The 16,062-nt window shown below is 51.9% G+C and carries 15 protein-coding genes and 1 rRNA gene; 14 read left to right on the top strand and 2 right to left on the bottom strand.

The features are described 5' to 3' along the window. Positions 1 to 142: 142 nt before the first annotated feature. Entirely contained in the window at positions 143 to 2,092 is a 1,950-nt protein-coding gene (csrD, locus tag GKC68_RS02930; protein WP_342656562.1) for an RNase E specificity factor CsrD, read from the bottom strand. A 285-nt stretch (positions 2,093 to 2,377) separates the two neighbouring features. Between csrD and msrP the strand changes: the two genes are divergently transcribed. The 14 genes from msrP (at position 2,378) to GKC68_RS02860 (ending at position 15,558) form a co-directional block, all read left to right on the top strand. After that, a complete protein-coding gene (msrP, locus tag GKC68_RS02925) occupies positions 2,378 to 3,382 on the top strand; it encodes a protein-methionine-sulfoxide reductase catalytic subunit MsrP (protein ID WP_028721887.1) in 1,005 nt (334 codons plus the stop codon). Continuing rightward, positions 3,383 to 3,985 (top strand): protein-methionine-sulfoxide reductase heme-binding subunit MsrQ, encoded by a 603-nt coding sequence (gene msrQ, locus GKC68_RS02920; protein WP_028721886.1) that lies wholly within the window; start codon positions 3,383 to 3,385, stop codon positions 3,983 to 3,985. A 221-nt stretch (positions 3,986 to 4,206) separates the two neighbouring features. Then, a complete protein-coding gene (aroQ, locus tag GKC68_RS02915) occupies positions 4,207 to 4,659 on the top strand; it encodes a type II 3-dehydroquinate dehydratase (protein WP_028721885.1) in 453 nt (150 codons plus the stop codon). 25 nt (positions 4,660 to 4,684) lie between these two features. Beyond that, positions 4,685 to 5,149 (top strand): acetyl-CoA carboxylase biotin carboxyl carrier protein, encoded by a 465-nt coding sequence (gene accB / locus GKC68_RS02910; RefSeq protein ID WP_013027436.1) that lies wholly within the window; start codon positions 4,685 to 4,687, stop codon positions 5,147 to 5,149. A gap of 11 nt (positions 5,150 to 5,160) precedes the next feature. Continuing rightward, entirely contained in the window at positions 5,161 to 6,510 is a 1,350-nt protein-coding gene (gene accC, locus GKC68_RS02905; protein WP_028721884.1) for an acetyl-CoA carboxylase biotin carboxylase subunit, read from the top strand. A gap of 72 nt (positions 6,511 to 6,582) precedes the next feature. Beyond that, entirely contained in the window at positions 6,583 to 6,825 is a 243-nt protein-coding gene (locus tag GKC68_RS02900) for a YhdT family protein (RefSeq protein ID WP_028721883.1), read from the top strand. Then, a complete protein-coding gene (gene panF / locus GKC68_RS02895; protein ID WP_047713874.1) occupies positions 6,815 to 8,260 on the top strand; it encodes a sodium/pantothenate symporter in 1,446 nt (481 codons plus the stop codon). The genes GKC68_RS02900 and panF overlap by 11 nt, the downstream gene beginning before the upstream one ends. A gap of 15 nt (positions 8,261 to 8,275) precedes the next feature. Further along, on the top strand, positions 8,276 to 9,160 hold the full coding sequence (gene prmA / locus GKC68_RS02890; protein ID WP_014604882.1) for a 50S ribosomal protein L11 methyltransferase: 885 nt from the start codon (positions 8,276 to 8,278) through the stop codon (positions 9,158 to 9,160). Positions 9,161 to 9,571: 411 nt separating this feature from the next. Next, entirely contained in the window at positions 9,572 to 10,537 is a 966-nt protein-coding gene (dusB, locus tag GKC68_RS02885; protein ID WP_028721881.1) for a tRNA dihydrouridine synthase DusB, read from the top strand. A 23-nt stretch (positions 10,538 to 10,560) separates the two neighbouring features. Next, the gene (gene fis, locus GKC68_RS02880; protein ID WP_003855228.1) at positions 10,561 to 10,857 is read left to right on the top strand and encodes a DNA-binding transcriptional regulator Fis; all 297 of its coding nucleotides are present in this window, start codon (positions 10,561 to 10,563) and stop codon (positions 10,855 to 10,857) included. Between the two features lie 544 nt (positions 10,858 to 11,401). Beyond that, on the top strand, positions 11,402 to 12,427 hold the full coding sequence (locus GKC68_RS02875) for an amino acid ABC transporter substrate-binding protein (RefSeq protein WP_047713873.1): 1,026 nt from the start codon (positions 11,402 to 11,404) through the stop codon (positions 12,425 to 12,427). A gap of 70 nt (positions 12,428 to 12,497) precedes the next feature. Next, entirely contained in the window at positions 12,498 to 13,676 is a 1,179-nt protein-coding gene (locus tag GKC68_RS02870; RefSeq protein WP_342656561.1) for an amino acid ABC transporter permease, read from the top strand. A gap of 9 nt (positions 13,677 to 13,685) precedes the next feature. Then, positions 13,686 to 14,792, top strand: a complete 1,107-nt coding sequence (locus tag GKC68_RS02865; RefSeq protein ID WP_342656869.1) for an amino acid ABC transporter permease — start codon at positions 13,686 to 13,688, stop codon at positions 14,790 to 14,792. Positions 14,793 to 14,799: 7 nt separating this feature from the next. Next, positions 14,800 to 15,558: an amino acid ABC transporter ATP-binding protein gene (locus GKC68_RS02860; protein WP_013027445.1), complete on the top strand. Its 759-nt coding sequence runs from the start codon at positions 14,800 to 14,802 to the stop codon at positions 15,556 to 15,558. 353 nt (positions 15,559 to 15,911) lie between these two features. Here GKC68_RS02860 and rrf read toward each other — a convergent pair. Beyond that, positions 15,912 to 16,027: ribosomal RNA gene (gene rrf, locus GKC68_RS02855) — 5S ribosomal RNA — on the bottom strand. Between the last annotated feature and the right edge of the window lie 35 nt (positions 16,028 to 16,062).

The following is a 16,062-nucleotide window of genomic DNA, read 5'->3' as shown; positions in this document are numbered from 1 at the left end:
CACGGCATCAGAGCGGCATGTTAAAGAATTTTCTTAACTTTACTCCGACATAAAATCTAACATTTCAGGCGCGTTATTTTGCCTGTTTATTGTCACATACTCACTAAAAGCGCAGGCGATCACCCAGAAACCGGTCAAACGATTAAAAACGGTAACGTTGGGAGTACTTTTTTACGTTACTGTTAACAGGTTGTGAAGGTGAAAAAAAGTCACCCTGACCACCTTCTACCCCTAACCCGATCAAAGTCTGCCACTCTGCGTGCGTGCGCACGCCAGTCGCATACAGCTGCGTCCCGGTAGGTTTGCAAACATCCAGTAAGCTTCGCACGAACAGCTGGTTTTCTGTACGGCGCTCAATATTACGTACTAAACCCGCATCCAGCTTAATCAACTCAACCGGTAATTGCCGGATATAGGCACTGCTGACCACCGTCAAACCGGCCTGAATAACGGCGATGCGACAACCGAACGCCTGAAATGCGTGAAATACAGGAATCAAATCGCTGATGTGTTGACAGACATCCCCTTCTGCAAGTTCAAATAAAAATCGCTTTCTTTGACTTTTTGGGCACTGCAGCAACATCGTGTACAACCAGGCAATAAAGGGACGTCTCAGCAACGACTCAATGTTAACGGGGATCGCCAGCGTCTCTTCCGGCCACAGTTCAGAGAGTGCGGCAACGCGTAATACCATCTGTCGGTCCCAGTTTTCAGCCATACCGAGCTGCTGTACCAGGGGCATATATTCTGCCGACAGGACCTCTTTATCCCCGTCAAAAATGCGCGTGAGCAGAACGCGATGCCGCACCTTACCCTCTCTGTCCACGGCGGGCTTTTGATATAACCGAGGGCCGCCGCGACTTAAGGTATTTTCCAGCAGAGTACGCCAGCGAACGCTGCCGCGCCCGGCATCCAGGGGATTTCCTGCGCCATTGGACCAGTTGTTTCCACCCGACAGGGTTGCCCGACGCGTGGCCATTTCAACGTTTTCCATGACCTGAGGCACCGTCTGTCCGCTGTGCCAGGCGCTGATGCCAATGTGGATAAAATCGTCCCGGTTGACCATGCGCATAGGCGGCAGGGCATCGACCGCATTGATGAGGTGATCGGCGATGCTGTTAGCCTCTTTCAGGCTGCGGTGCGGCAGTAAGACCGCAAAATCGCTGCGAAAATAGCGGGCCAGAAGTGCGCCGGGGTAACGCATGACAAAGGTCGACAACATATTAACGACATTGAAGAGATACTCTTCGACCAGCACGGGCCCCAGTGAATCATCATGTGTATCAAGTTCAGGAAAACGGATCATCATGACCACGCCATGCGTGCCAACATCTTCCTGATCTTCAAGCAGCGTTGCCAGCTGACTGTCGAAGAAAAGGCGATTATTCAGCCCCGTCCGCCCGTCCTGTGCGGCGAAGGTTCGAATTAAGGTATCAATGCGCACACGCTGCTCACCGGCTTCCTGTAAATCGGAGAGCAGCACGTCAATTGCCCGGCTGGCTTTAGGCGGCCACTCATCAACATGCTTCTGGCGAAAAAGCTGGCGCGCGCCGCTGAGTATTGATGCCGATCGGCTCTCCAGCTGTTCCATTCCGCGCCATTGTCTTACCAGCCAGCGATGGGTGATGAACAGCGTCACCGCCATAATCAGCACCACCAGCATCAGGGCGGCAAGCGTATAGGTGGTGGGAATAGATCGTAGCCAGGTTTGTGCCGGATCAAGTATCGTCAATTGCAAACGCATACCCGGCTGATGCATCAGCGCAATGTCAAAGTGGATATAGCGGTTTTTTTGATGTTGCAGCATCTGGTTTTCGTGGCGGGAAAGCGTAAAAACATTTTGCCGGCCATTGTATAAAGATAACTGCTGAGCGTTGATGACGGGTAAGACCGGCGCAAGCCAGGCTTCTAACGCATCGGGCGGCTGTTTTAGCAAGACTTTATCCACTTCCGTTGCCAAAACCTGTACGCGATTTTCAACGCGTTGATGCGTGAGCCAGAAAACGCTAAAAGCACAGCCCACCAGCATTAAAATCATTGCCAGTACGCTAATGAATGTAATAAATGCAGAAAGTTTGGTAGTTAATCGCATCCCTGTGCCTGTTTCACTACGGTTGTAGCCGAATCACGCCGCCCCTCTGCCCGTCCGCCGGGAGAAATTTTGAGAAAAATAACACAAATTGTTCCCGGCGGCAGCGAGGTCGTGCATGAAGCCGAAGTATACCGTTGAGAAAGGCGCAGAGTGCTTAATTATCCTTTTTTCAGCGCATTCTCATTGGAAGGTCTTACCAGGAAATTTCACATTTTTGCGGCAAAGTTCGCCAGCTTGAGTAATAGTCATCATGCTGATGATGAAAATCGAGCCGGAGAAAAGACGATGAAGCTGAAAAACCGCCTGACTGAAGCTGATGTAACGCCAGAAAACATCTTTAATATGAATCGTCGTCGCGTGCTGCAGACCCTGGGTTTGGGCGCAGCCGCCATCAGCATTCCCGGCATGGCCAACGCCGATATTCTGAGTTGGTTTAAAGGCAATGACCGCCCACCCGCGCCCGCAGGCCGTCCACTGGAGTTTACCAAACCTGCACAATACCAGGCTAACCTGCCGTTGACGCCTGCAGATAAGGTTTCGGGCTATAACAATTTCTATGAGTTTGGCCTTGATAAAGCCGATCCGGCCGCCAATGCGGGGACGCTAAAGACCGACCCCTGGAAGCTGACGATTGAAGGCGAAGTGGCAAAGCCCATCACATTAGATATGGATGATATCTTTAAACGCTTTGCCATGGAGCAACGTATCTATCGGATGCGATGCGTTGAAGCCTGGTCGATGGTGGTGCCCTGGATAGGTTTCGAACTCAATAAACTCCTGAAGCTGGCAGAACCCACCAGCAAAGCGCGCTTTGTCGCTTTCCAGACGCTTTATGCTCCCGATCAGATGCCTGGTCAAAAAGATCGCTTTATCGGCGGCGGGCTGAATTACCCTTATGTGGAAGGTTTGCGTCTGGATGAAGCCATGCATCCCCTCACGATTCTGACGACAGGCGTTTACGGTAAAGCGCTGCCCCCGCAGAATGGTGCCCCGATTCGCCTGACGGTCCCGTGGAAATATGGCTTCAAGGGCATCAAGTCCATTGTGAAAATCACGCTGACGCATGATCAGCCACCGACGACCTGGAACCAGATTGCCGATAACGAGTACGGCTTCTATGCCAACGTTAATCCGCATGTTAATCATCCACGCTGGTCGCAGGCGACCGAGCGTTTTATTGGTCCGGGCAGTAGCTTTAATGTGGATCGTCAGCCGACATTACTCTTCAACGGTTATGCCGATCAGGTCGCGTCGCTGTATCGCGGTATGAATTTGCGGGAGAATTATTGAGTGCGCCTGACAATAAAGCAGATCGGCTGGATTAAAGTCCTGCTACATCTGGCGGCTTTCTTACCGCTGATTTACTTGATTATGGCCGCTATGCAGGGCGGTCTTAGCGCCGATCCCGCCAAAGATATTCAGCATTTTACCGGCCGTATGGCGCTGAAACTGCTACTGGCGACGCTGCTTGTCTCGCCGTTGACGCGCATCGCCAAACAGCCTTTACTCATTCGCACCCGACGGCTGCTGGGGATCTGGACTTTTTTCTGGGCCAGCCTGCATTTAACCAGCTACTACCTGCTGGAGCTGGGCATTAACAACCTTGGTCTGCTTGGTAGCGAACTGATTTCGCGCCCCTACCTCACGCTGGGAATTATTTGCTGGTTTATTCTGCTCGCGCTGGCGGTGACCTCTTTTCAACGCCTGCAGCGAAAACTGGGCAGACGCTGGCAAACCTTGCACAACGCGATTTATCTGGTCGCGATTTTGGCCCCAATTCATTACATATGGTCGGTAAAAATCCTTTCTCCGCAGCCTGTCATCTACGCGCTTCTCGCCCTGATCCTGTTAGCCTGGCGCTATAAAAAGTTCATCAAATGGTGGCCGCGTTAGCCCCTGCGCTTCTCCGATCATCTGCGAAAAATGCGGCCCACAGACCGCACCCGATCAACTTCGCAGATAAGACCAGTATTTTGCTGCGAAATGCCACGAAACGGATATAATGCCCGGCTTTATTGCGATGTGACGCTTCTTTTTTACTGTGACGGGTGACAAATGGAAAGCGGCAAGGTATTTTACGCGATGCCTCAATGATTGCGGGAGATGGCAGCAAGATGGCCGACAAATTACATATTCTGCTTTTGAACGGTCCCAACCTTAATCTGTTGGGGACGCGCGAGCCTGAAAAATACGGGAATGTCACGCTGGATCAGATTGTTTCCGATTTGAGCCATCAGGCAGACCAGCTGAATGTAAGATTAAGCCATCTGCAATCCAATGCTGAATTTCAGCTTATTGATCGCATTCATGAGGCAAAAGGCAATGTGGATTATATCCTTATCAATCCTGCTGCGTTTACGCATACCAGCGTCGCATTACGTGATGCGCTGCTAGCGGTGAATATTCCCTTTATCGAAGTTCACCTGTCAAATGTGCACGGTCGCGAGCCTTTTCGCCATCACTCCTATTTTTCTGATGTCTCTGCTGGCGTCATTTGTGGGCTTGGCGCTGACGGTTATTCGTGGGCATTGCAAACGGCAGTAAAACGCCTGTCTCATACTAATTAATCAAACTGAGTACGGAACCCCATTCATGGATATTCGTAAAATTAAAAAACTGATCGAACTGGTTGAAGAATCTGGCATTTCTGAGCTGGAAATCTCCGAAGGCGAAGAGTCTGTTCGCATCAGTCGCGCTCCTGCAAATACCGGTTATCCGATGATGCAACAGGCTTATGCCGCGCCGGTTGCTCAACAGCCTGCTCTGGCGACAGCCGTTGCACCTGTTGCCGCCGTTGCAGAAGCCGCGCCTGCTGAGATCAGCGGCCACATCGTACGTTCACCAATGGTAGGGACCTTCTATCGTACACCAAGCCCGGATGCAAAAGCGTTCGTGGAAGTGGGTCAGAAAGTCAATGCCGGTGACACGCTGTGCATTGTTGAAGCCATGAAAATGATGAACCAGATTGAAGCGGATAAGTCTGGCGTTGTTAAAGCCATTCTGGTGGAAAGTGGTCAGCCGGTAGAATTTGACGAGCCACTTGTTGTCATCGAATAACGGGGCGAACCATGCTGGATAAAATTGTTATTGCTAACCGCGGTGAGATTGCGCTGCGCATTCTGCGTGCCTGTAAAGAACTGGGCATTAAGACTGTCGCGGTCCATTCAAGCGCGGATCGTGACCTGAAGCACGTGCTGCTGGCAGACGAAACGGTTTGCATCGGCCCGGCGCAGTCGGTCAAAAGTTACCTCAACATCCCGGCGCTGATTTCTGCCGCTGAGATCACCGGCGCGGTGGCGATTCACCCCGGCTACGGCTTCCTTTCTGAGAACGCCGATTTTGCTGAGCAGGTTGAGCGTTCTGGCTTTATCTTCGTCGGTCCGAAAGCCGATACCATTCGCCTGATGGGCGATAAAGTGTCCGCAATTACCGCGATGAAGAAAGCGGGCGTGCCTACCGTTCCCGGCTCCGATGGCTCACTGACCGATGACATGGATAAAAACCGTGCCTTCGCCAAGCGCATCGGCTATCCGGTCATTATTAAAGCCTCCGGCGGCGGCGGCGGTCGCGGCATGCGCGTTGTGCGCAGTGACAAAGATCTGGAACAATCCATTAACATGACGAAAGCGGAAGCCAAAGCGGCTTTCAACAACGACATGGTTTACATGGAGAAGTATCTGGAAAACCCACGTCATATCGAAATCCAGGTACTGGCTGATGGCCAGGGCAATGCCATCTATCTGGGCGAACGCGACTGTTCTATGCAGCGTCGCCACCAGAAAGTCGTGGAAGAAGCGCCAGCACCTGGCATCACGCCAGAACTGCGTTCGTTCATCGGCGAGCGTTGTACTAAAGCCTGTATTGATATCGGCTATCGCGGCGCAGGGACGTTCGAGTTCCTGTACGAAAACGGCGAGTTCTATTTCATTGAAATGAACACCCGTATTCAGGTTGAGCATCCGGTTACCGAGATGATCACCGGCGTGGACCTGATCAAAGAGCAGCTGCGTATTGCTGCCGGTCAGCCACTGTCGATTAAGCAGGAAGACGTGATTATTCGTGGTCATGCGGTCGAGTGCCGTATCAACGCCGAAGATCCGGTCACCTTCCTGCCAAGCCCGGGCAAAATCACCCGCTTCCATGCGCCGGGTGGTTTTGGCGTGCGTTGGGAATCTCATATTTATGCCGGTTACAGCGTACCGCCTTATTATGACTCCATGATTGGCAAGTTAATCACCTATGGTGAAACCCGTGATATCGCCATTGCACGTATGAAAAATGCCCTGGCGGAGCTGATTATCGACGGTATCAAAACCAACATCGAACTGCAGATGAAAATCATGTCCGATGAGAACTTCCAGCAGGGTGGAACCAACATCCACTATCTGGAGAAAAAGCTTGGCCTGCACGAGAAGTAATCGCCACGCTGAGTCAGTCTGAGGCCGGATATTCCGGCCTTTTTCTTTTCCCGCTGGCGTTGAGGTCACACTATGGACGCGCGTTATTTACAGGCGCATAAAGAAGCTCGCTGGTCACTCTATCTGACGCTGGCTTGGTTAGCCGTCTGGGGCGGTTCTGCCTGGTTAGGGGGAAATGCCGCTGGCCTTACCGGCTTACCTCGCTGGTTTGAGCTCTCCTGCCTTTTTGCCCCCCTGCTGTTCATTTTTTTATGCTGGATGATGGTGCGTAAGATCTTCCGGAATATGTCGCTGGAGGATGAAAATGAATACTGAAATCATTTTTCCATTGCTGGCTTATCTGGCTGTTATCGCTGGTCTTTCCGTCTTTGCGATGCGAAAACAACGCCAGGGAAATTTCCTGACTGAGTATTTCCTGGGCAGCCGTTCAATGGGCGGATTTGTACTGGCAATGACCATTACGACCACCTATATCAGTGCGAGCTCGTTTATCGGCGGGCCGGGTGCAGCTTATAAGTATGGCCTGGGCTGGGTGCTGCTGGCTATGGTACAGGTGCCTGCTGTCTGGCTGTCGTTAGGCGTGCTGGGTAAAAAGTTTGCCATTCTGGCGCGCAAGCACAACGCCGTGACCCTTAACGATATGCTCTATGCACGCTATGGCAGTACGCTGCTGGTCTGGTTAGCCAGCCTGAGCCTGCTGGTTGCCTTCGTGGGCGCGATGGCCGTGCAGTTTATTGGTGGCGCGCGTCTGCTGGAAACCGCTGCCGGGATCCCTTACGACACCGGCCTGCTGATCTTTGGCGGCACAATAGCGCTTTATACGGCCTTCGGCGGCTTCCGCGCCAGTGTGCTGAATGATGCGATGCAGGGCGTGGTGATGCTGATAGGCACGTTTTTACTGCTGTTTGCCGTCATTCACCACGCTGGCGGTATTCACTCTGCCGTCGATAAACTGCACGCCATCGATCCCAGGCTGCTGTCGCCGGAGGGGCCGGGCGATATTATTACGCCCACGTTCCTGAGCTCGTTTATCGTGCTGGTTTGCTTTGGCGTCATCGGCCTGCCGCACACCGCCGTTCGCTGTATCTCTTACAAGGACAGTAAAGCGGTACACCGGGCTATTGTGCTTGGCACCATTGTTGTTGTGCTCCTGATGCTGGGAATGCATCTGGCTGGGGCGCTCGGACGCGCGGTATTACCCGACCTGACCGTGCCGGACAGCGTTATCCCTACGCTGATGATCACGGTGCTACCACCACTGGCTGCCGGGCTGTTTTTAGCCGCGCCGATGGCAGCGATCATGTCCACTATCAATGCCCAGTTGCTGCAGGCCTCTGCTACGCTGGTGAAAGACCTCTACCTGCGCCTTGCACCGCAGCAAATCGATAATGAGCCGCGGTTGCGAATATTATCGGGAACGGTGACCTTTTTGCTGGGTGTCATACTGCTGTTTGTCGCCTGGCATCCGCCAGACATGATTATCTGGCTCAACCTGCTGGCTTTTGGTGGTCTGGAAGCCGTGTTCTTATGGCCGCTGGTGCTGGGTTTATATTGGGAGCGCGCTAACGCCGCCGGCGCTGTCAGCGGGATGGTGGTGGGCGGAGGATGTTATGCCGTTCTGGCAACCTTTGGTCTGCAACTATGGGGTTTTCATCCCATTGTGCCGTCATTAATGTTAAGTCTGCTGGCATTCCTGGTCGGCAACCTGTTTGGGCGCTTACCGCATGCGGTTGATGCACCACAACACTGAATTAAGAGAGACGTTATGCCTTGGATTCAAATCAAAATTAACAGTTCTGGCGCAAACGCGGAAGGACTGAGCGACGCGCTAATGGAAGTCGGTGCCGTGTCTGTGACCTTTCAGGATACAAACGATACGCCGGTATATGAACCTATGCCGGGTGAAACGCGTTTATGGGGTGATACCGACGTTATCGGATTGTTCGACGCTGAAAGCGACATGGATGGCGTGATTGCGGAACTGTCTCAACATCCGCTGCTCGGCGAGAATTTCCGTCACAAGATCGAGCAGATCGAAGACAAAGACTGGGAACGTGAATGGATGGAAAACTTCCACCCTATGCGGTTCGGTGAGCGTTTATGGATCTGTCCAAGCTGGCGCGATGTACCCGATCCCGATGCCGTCAATGTAATGCTCGATCCCGGCCTGGCGTTCGGAACCGGCACGCACCCTACCACTTCACTGTGCCTGACGTGGCTCGACGGCCTGGATCTCGCGGGTAAAACCGTGATCGATTTTGGCTGCGGTTCAGGGATCCTGGCCATTGCGGCGCTTAAACTTGGGGCGGCGCAGGCTATTGGTATTGATATCGATCCCCAGGCGATCCAGGCCAGCCGCGACAACGCCGAGCGCAATGGAGTGGCCGATCGTTTATCCCTGTATCTGCCGCATCAGCAGCCGGAAAACCTACAGGCTGATGTCGTGGTCGCGAATATCCTGGCCGGGCCGCTCCGCGAGCTGGCACCGCTTATTGGTGTCCTGCCTAAATCTGGCGGGCATCTCGGTTTGTCAGGCGTACTGGAGAGCCAGGCTGAAAGCGTCTGTGAAGCTTACAGGACGCATTTTGCGCTCGATCCCGTTGCAGTCAAGGAAGAGTGGTGTCGTATTACAGGCGTCAAAACCGCTTAGCCTTTCAGGCATTGCAGGCATCAACAGCAGCCCTGGCGCATTGGCAGGGCTGTTAAACATTCGTTACTGCCCGTTCAGTGTTTCACTCAGAGCTGCTGTTGCAATCGGCTGAGGCCAAACCCTCCTGTGGCGCAGTCTTGGTGGTTGAGAAAACCGCTGCTTGTATCGTTAATCACGGTATGTGACGTTTTTTATCTGGTGAATACCGGATCTTCTTCGGAAAAACCTTTGTTCACAAAATAAACACAAAGCACTAAACTACTAATTTATCTTGTTATTTATCCTTATTAACAGGGTCCGTGCACAATAAAAGCGTTTTTCTTGTGAATTGTTCAAAGTTTGGCCTTTCATCTTCATAAAAAAATGCGTAATATACGCCGCCTTGCAGACACAGTATGGCATTACGACTTCATGCGCATTGGAAACCTCCAGCTGAGAAATCGACTGATTGCAGCGCCGATGGCCGGCATTACCGACAGGCCTTTCAGAACGCTTTGTCACGAGATGGGTGCAGGAATGGCGGTTTCTGAGATGTTGTCATCGAATCCCGAAGTCTGGGCCAGTGACAAATCTCGTCTACGCATGGTGCACAGTGATGAACCCGGCATTCGTGCCGTCCAGATTGCAGGGTGCGATCCCAGTGAGATGGCCCAGGCTGCACGTATTAATGTCGATGCTGGTGCACAGGTTATTGATATTAATATGGGTTGCCCGGCGAAAAAGGTGAACCGCAAAATGGCGGGCTCCGCCTTACTGCAGTATCCCTCAGTAGTAGAGTCCATTCTCTCTGCCGTGGTAAATGCTGTTGATGTCCCGGTAACGCTGAAAATCCGTACCGGATGGGATCCTGAAAACAGAAACTGTGTCGCGATTGCCCAATTGGCTGAACGCTGTGGCATTCAGGCTTTGACGATACATGGCCGCACTCGTGCCTGCCTGTTCAACGGAGACGCTGAATACGACAGTATTCGGACAGTTAAGCAGAGTGTTTCTATTCCGATTATCGCGAATGGAGACATAACTGACCCGCATAAAGCCAGAGCAGTGCTCGACTACACCGGAGCCGATGCTCTGATGATAGGACGTGCTGCTCAGGGAAGACCGTGGATCTTCCGGGAAATCCAGCATTATCTGGACACTGGGGAGCTGCTTGCCCCGCTGCCACTGGCAGAGGTCAAGCGTTTGCTTGTTTCGCATATACGTGAGCTGCACGACTTTTACGGTCCAGGCAAGGGATACCGTATAGCGCGAAAGCACGTCTCCTGGTATCTCCAGGAACATGCCCCAAATGACCAGTTTCGGCGCACATTCAACGCCATTGAGGATGCCAGCGAACAGCTGGAGGCGTTGGAGGCATACTTCGAAAATCTTGCGTAACGAAATAAAGAGCTGAAAGAACTATGTTCGAACAACGCGTAAATTCTGACGTACTGACCGTTTCTACCGTTAACTCACAGGATCAGGTAACTCAAAAACCTTTGCGTGATTCGGTTAAACAGGCACTGAAGAACTATTTTGCTCAACTGAATGGTCAGGATGTTAGTGACCTGTATGAGCTGGTTTTGGCTGAAGTCGAGCAGCCTCTGTTGGACATGGTGATGCAGTATACCCGTGGCAACCAGACCCGTGCTGCCCTGATGATGGGTATCAACCGCGGTACGCTGCGTAAGAAACTGAAAAAATACGGCATGAACTGATTCAGGTTCAGACCGTTAATCTCGCCAGCCTCAGGGCTGGCGTTTTTATTTGTGCCCTGACACACAAATTGTTTTAAAACTTGTGAAACAGTTGCGTCAAATATGGTAACTGTAGTTGCAGTCGCCGGCGTGATTTTTAACGGGCTGCCTTTTTCACATCGCCCTTATTTCCCTCCCTGTTTTTTGCCGTTTCCTGCCTCTCAGCCCCGCTATAGCGGCCTTATGTGAGCCTGCTTTACTTTTTTCGCAACGAGCGCCCTGCTTGCAGTCAGCACATGCAACGCTGCTCACAATGTTGCTAAATAGTGAAACATTTTGCACTAAATGTGATCCCTACGACTCGAAATGCTTCCTTTTGGTGCGTCATATTAACGCAGCCTTCCAGATAATTCAGATTATTACCCGATCTTTCAGGTGACTTCAGGATTCTGCAAACCTGGCACTGGCTTTGCAAAGTCGTGGAGGGCCGTTCGCCACAGACAGGACGCACAATAAAGTGCGCAACACATAACAACACAACATGACATGCCACACAGGATGCTTTATGAAAAAGATGATGCTCTCTACTCTGGTTGCTGCGGCTTCTCTGCTTGCCGTTGCTCAGCAGGCCTATGCAGGCCCCACACTTGATGCGGTTAAAAAGAAAGGCTTCATTCAGTGTGGGATCAGCGATGGCCTGCCGGGGTTCTCTTATGCGGATGCCAGCGGCAAATTTACCGGCCTTGATGTGGATATCTGTCGTGCTGCCGCGGCTGCCGTATTTGGCGACGCCACAAAAGTGAAGTACACCCCGCTGACGGCAAAAGAGCGTTTTACCGCACTGCAATCTGGCGAAGTCGACGTGCTTTCTCGCAACACCACCTGGACCTCATCACGTGACGGCGGCATGGGCTTCATGTTTACCGGCGTCAACTACTACGACGGCATTGGCTTCCTGACCCACAAGAAAGCGGGCCTGAAGAGCGCGAAAGAACTTGATGGTGCGACCGTCTGTATCCAGGCGGGCACCGATACCGAACTGAACGTCGCTGACTTCTTTAAAGCCAATAAAATGCAGTACACGCCGGTCACCTTCGATCGCTCAGACGAATCCGCTAAGGCACTGGACAGCGGTCGTTGCGATACGTTGGCATCTGACCAGTCACAGCTGTATGCCCTGCGAATCAAATTAGGTAAACCAGACGACTTTATCGTCTTGCCTGAAGTCATTTCTAAAGAACCACTGGGGCCGCTTGTACGTCGCGGTGATGATGACTGGTTCACCATTGTTAAGTGGTCGCTTTTCGCCATGCTGAACGCCGAAGAGATGGGCATCAACTCCAAAAACGTTGATGAAATGACGGCTAAACCGGCAACACCTGATATGGCTCACCTGTTGGGCGCTGAAGGTGATTTCGGCAAAGATTTGAAGCTGGATAACAAATGGGCTTACAACATCATTAAACAGGTAGGTAACTATCAGGAAAGTTTTGATCGCAACGTCGGTAAAGACAGCCCGTTAAAAATCGCTCGTGGCCAGAATGCACTCTGGAATCAGGGCGGTATTCAGTACGCGCCACCGGTACGTTAATCGCGCCTCAACCCGTCGGGCACCGTTTTCTACGGTGCCCCAGCAAAGCTTTTGTTATTGAGGTTTAAACATGTCACAACGCCCAACCGTGAAAAGGGATTTTTCATTCGGTAATCCCACGGTTCGCGCCTGGCTTTACCAGATCGTGGCGATCGTTATCGTACTGTCTGTGGTCGGCTATCTCGTCCACAACACCGTCATCAATCTCGCTAATCGCGGTATCACTTCCGGGTTTGGTTTTTTAGAACGCAATGCGGGTTTTGGCATCGTTCAGCATCTTATTGATTATTCAGAAGGGGACACCTACGCACGGGTATTTCTGGTCGGTCTGACAAATACCTTGCTGGTATCCGCGCTGTGTATTGTTTTTGCCTCCATACTGGGCTTCTTTGTTGGACTGGCACGCCTGTCAGATAACTGGTTACTGCGTAAAATCGCCAATATCTATATTGAAACTTTCCGCAATATTCCTCCGTTACTCCAGATCTTCTTTTGGTATTTTGCGGTATTACGTAACCTGCCCGGCCCCCGTCAGGCGCTCAATGCTTTCGATCTGGCCTTCGTCAGCAACCGTGGCCTGTATGTGCCCTGGCCGACCTATGCACAGGGAAGCTGGCCATTTGTTATTGCTCTCGTTTTGTCTGTTGTCGCGAGTTACGCCCTGTTCCGCTTTAACCGTCAGCATCAGCTTAAAACCGGTCAATTCCGTCGCACCTGGCCTGTCGCCATTTTGATGTTGTTACTCTTTCCCGTCATTGCACATCTGGGCTTTGGCGCAGCCATGCATTGGGACATTCCTGAGTTACGCGGCTTTAACTTCAGAGGCGGCTTTGTCATGATTCCTGAGCTGGCCGCACTGACGCTGGCGCTGTCGATTTATACCTCCTCTTTTATAGCGGAAGTCATTCGATCAGGCATTCAGGCTGTGCCTTATGGGCAACATGAGGCGGCCCGCTCGCTGGGATTACCTAATCCTGTCACCTTGCGTCAGGTTATTATCCCTCAGGCGATGCGCGTCATCATTCCCCCTCTTACCAGTCAGTATCTGAATATTGTGAAGAACTCTTCTCTGGCTGCGGCAATTGGCTATCCCGATATGGTGTCCTTGTTTGCCGGAACGGTCCTGAATCAGACCGGCCAGGCCATCGAAACCATTGCTATCACCATGAGCGTCTATCTGATTATCAGCCTGCTGATTTCAATGTTGATGAACTTCTACAACCGCAAAATCGCGCTGGTTGAGCGTTAAGAGAACGGGATAACTATGTCTGTCACTACACACGAAACACCGCAGATAGCCTCATCACCGCTGAGCCGGGCCTGGTTGTGGGCGCGCAAAAATCTGTTTTCAGGGTGGTTTAATACCTTTCTGACGCTGCTTTGCATCTGGCTTATCTGGCAGGTGATTCCACCTGCTCTGAACTGGCTGATCTTCGATGCAAACTGGTTTGGCACAACACGCGCAGACTGTACGAAAGAGGGGGCATGTTGGGTCTTTATTCATGCCCGCTTTGGCCAGTTTATGTATGGGCTTTATCCACATGAACTCCGCTGGCGCATCAACCTGGCGCTGGTCATTGGGATGGCATCCATTGTGCCGATGTTTATTAAACGGCTGCCTTATCGTGGACGCTACATTGCCGCATGGGCAGTATGCTATCCCCTTGTTGTCTGGTTTCTGTTGTATGGCGGTTTCTTAGGGCTGGACCGGGTAGAAACCCGTCAATGGGGTGGGCTTACGCTGACGTTGATCATTGCATCCGTCGGTATCGCTGGCGCCTTACCGCTGGGGATTTTACTGGCGCTGGGACGACGCTCCCGGATGCCGGTGGTGCGAACGCTGTCAGTGATTTTTATTGAGTTCTGGCGCGGCGTGCCGCTGATCACGGTGCTGTTTATGTCGTCGGTGATGTTGCCGTTGTTTATGGCTGAAGGAACGACCATCGACAAACTGGTGCGTGCACTGGTTGGCGTGATCTTGTTCCAGTCGGCTTATGTGGCAGAGGTGGTACGTGGTGGACTGCAAGCCTTGCCTAAGGGGCAGTATGAAGCTGCTGAATCGCTGGCTCTGGGATACTGGAAGACGCAAATGCTGGTCATCCTCCCGCAGGCCTTGAAGCTGACTATTCCAGGGCTGGTGAATACCATTATCGCGTTATTCAAAGATACCAGCCTGGTCATCATTATTGGTTTATTCGATCTGTTTAGTAGCGTGCAGCAGGCTACCGTCGATCCCGCCTGGCTAGGCATGTCTACTGAAGGCTATGTCTTTGCCGCGCTGGTCTACTGGATTTTCTGTTTTAGCATGTCACGTTACAGCCAGTATCTGGAAAAACGTTTTCACACCGGGCGCAAATCGCACTGAGGTTTCTATGACACAAATAATAACTGATTCAACCAATGCGATGATTTCGCTGGAAAATGTGAACAAGTGGTACGGGCAATTCCATGTGCTGAAAGATATTAATCTTCAGGTTAAACCCCAGGAACGTATCGTCTTGTGTGGGCCATCAGGTTCAGGAAAATCCACCACAATTCGCTGCATCAACCATCTTGAAGAACACCAGAAGGGCCGTATTGTGGTTGATGGTATTCATTTGAATGATGATGTGCGCAACATTGAGCGGGTCCGTACCGAGGTCGGTATGGTGTTTCAACATTTTAACCTTTTCCCTCATCTCACCGTTTTGCAGAACTGCACGCTGGCACCCATGTGGGTGCGTAAAATTGCCAAAAAGGAAGCCGAAGAACTTGCTATGCACTACCTCAAGCGTGTTCGTATTGAGGAACATGCGCATAAGTTTCCCGGCCAGCTTTCTGGGGGACAGCAGCAGCGCGTAGCTATCGCACGTTCGCTATGCATGAAGCCAAAAATCATGCTGTTTGATGAGCCGACCTCTGCTCTGGATCCAGAGATGGTGAAGGAAGTGCTGGATACGATGATTGGACTGGCCGAAGATGGTATGACAATGCTGTGTGTGACGCACGAAATGGGCTTTGCCCGTACGGTAGCCGACAGAGTGATCTTTATGGATCGCGGTGAGATCGTGGAAGTCGCTCCTCCGCAGGAGTTTTTTGCTAATCCTCGGTCAGAGCGTACACGCGCGTTCCTGTCCCAGGTTATCCACTAACCGCTCTTATCTCTCCCCGCATCTTCGTCCAGGACGGAGGTGCGGTTTCCCCCTCGCGACGCTCAGCATAATATTCTTCTGTTACGCGAATAATCGCACTGCGTTAACTGTGGTTGCACAACGCCTCAGCTGCCAGCATTGTTTATCATCGCGTTTCAAATTCGCTAACAACCCTGTCTGAGCTCAGCTGCCCGGTTTTTAGCCGGCGTTTTATTCATATGGAAAGGAGCATTCGAAAGTTTTCAGTGCCTGAGGGGGCCTTCCGCACGCCATAATCGGCTCGGTATTGGCTTTTTACCGCATCGCAGACGTAAAAAAGCCCCGTACTTTCGTACGGGGCTTTTCTGTTTGATGCCTGGCAGTTCCCTACTCTCGCATGGGGAGACCCCACACTACCATCGGCGCTACGGCGTTTCACTTCTGAGTTCGGCATGGGGTCAGGTGGGACCACCGCGCTACAGCCGCCAGGCAAATTCTTTATTTGCCGAACTCTAGCCATATATA

The organism is Pantoea sp. RSPAM1 (assembly GCF_038816185.1).
Lineage (GTDB): Bacteria > Pseudomonadota > Gammaproteobacteria > Enterobacterales > Enterobacteriaceae > Pantoea > Pantoea ananatis.
Note: the sequence above shows the minus strand (reverse complement) of the source record. Positions and strands in the feature narration are given on the sequence as shown.

What these genes read in the sequence shown, in the direction of transcription:
- csrD (WP_342656562.1), bottom strand. Translation starts at nt 2,092, where the DNA reads ATGCGATTAACTACCAAACTTTCTGCATTTATTACATTCATTAGCGTA.
- msrP (WP_028721887.1), top strand. Translation starts at nt 2,378, where the DNA reads ATGAAGCTGAAAAACCGCCTGACTGAAGCTGATGTAACGCCAGAAAAC.
- aroQ (WP_028721885.1), top strand. Translation starts at nt 4,207, where the DNA reads ATGGCCGACAAATTACATATTCTGCTTTTGAACGGTCCCAACCTTAAT.
- accB (WP_013027436.1), top strand. Translation starts at nt 4,685, where the DNA reads ATGGATATTCGTAAAATTAAAAAACTGATCGAACTGGTTGAAGAATCT.
- accC (WP_028721884.1), top strand. Translation starts at nt 5,161, where the DNA reads ATGCTGGATAAAATTGTTATTGCTAACCGCGGTGAGATTGCGCTGCGC.
- GKC68_RS02900 (WP_028721883.1), top strand. Translation starts at nt 6,583, where the DNA reads ATGGACGCGCGTTATTTACAGGCGCATAAAGAAGCTCGCTGGTCACTC.
- panF (WP_047713874.1), top strand. Translation starts at nt 6,815, where the DNA reads ATGAATACTGAAATCATTTTTCCATTGCTGGCTTATCTGGCTGTTATC.
- prmA (WP_014604882.1), top strand. Translation starts at nt 8,276, where the DNA reads ATGCCTTGGATTCAAATCAAAATTAACAGTTCTGGCGCAAACGCGGAA.
- dusB (WP_028721881.1), top strand. Translation starts at nt 9,572, where the DNA reads ATGCGCATTGGAAACCTCCAGCTGAGAAATCGACTGATTGCAGCGCCG.
- fis (WP_003855228.1), top strand. Translation starts at nt 10,561, where the DNA reads ATGTTCGAACAACGCGTAAATTCTGACGTACTGACCGTTTCTACCGTT.
- GKC68_RS02875 (WP_047713873.1), top strand. Translation starts at nt 11,402, where the DNA reads ATGAAAAAGATGATGCTCTCTACTCTGGTTGCTGCGGCTTCTCTGCTT.
- GKC68_RS02870 (WP_342656561.1), top strand. Translation starts at nt 12,498, where the DNA reads ATGTCACAACGCCCAACCGTGAAAAGGGATTTTTCATTCGGTAATCCC.
- GKC68_RS02860 (WP_013027445.1), top strand. Translation starts at nt 14,800, where the DNA reads ATGACACAAATAATAACTGATTCAACCAATGCGATGATTTCGCTGGAA.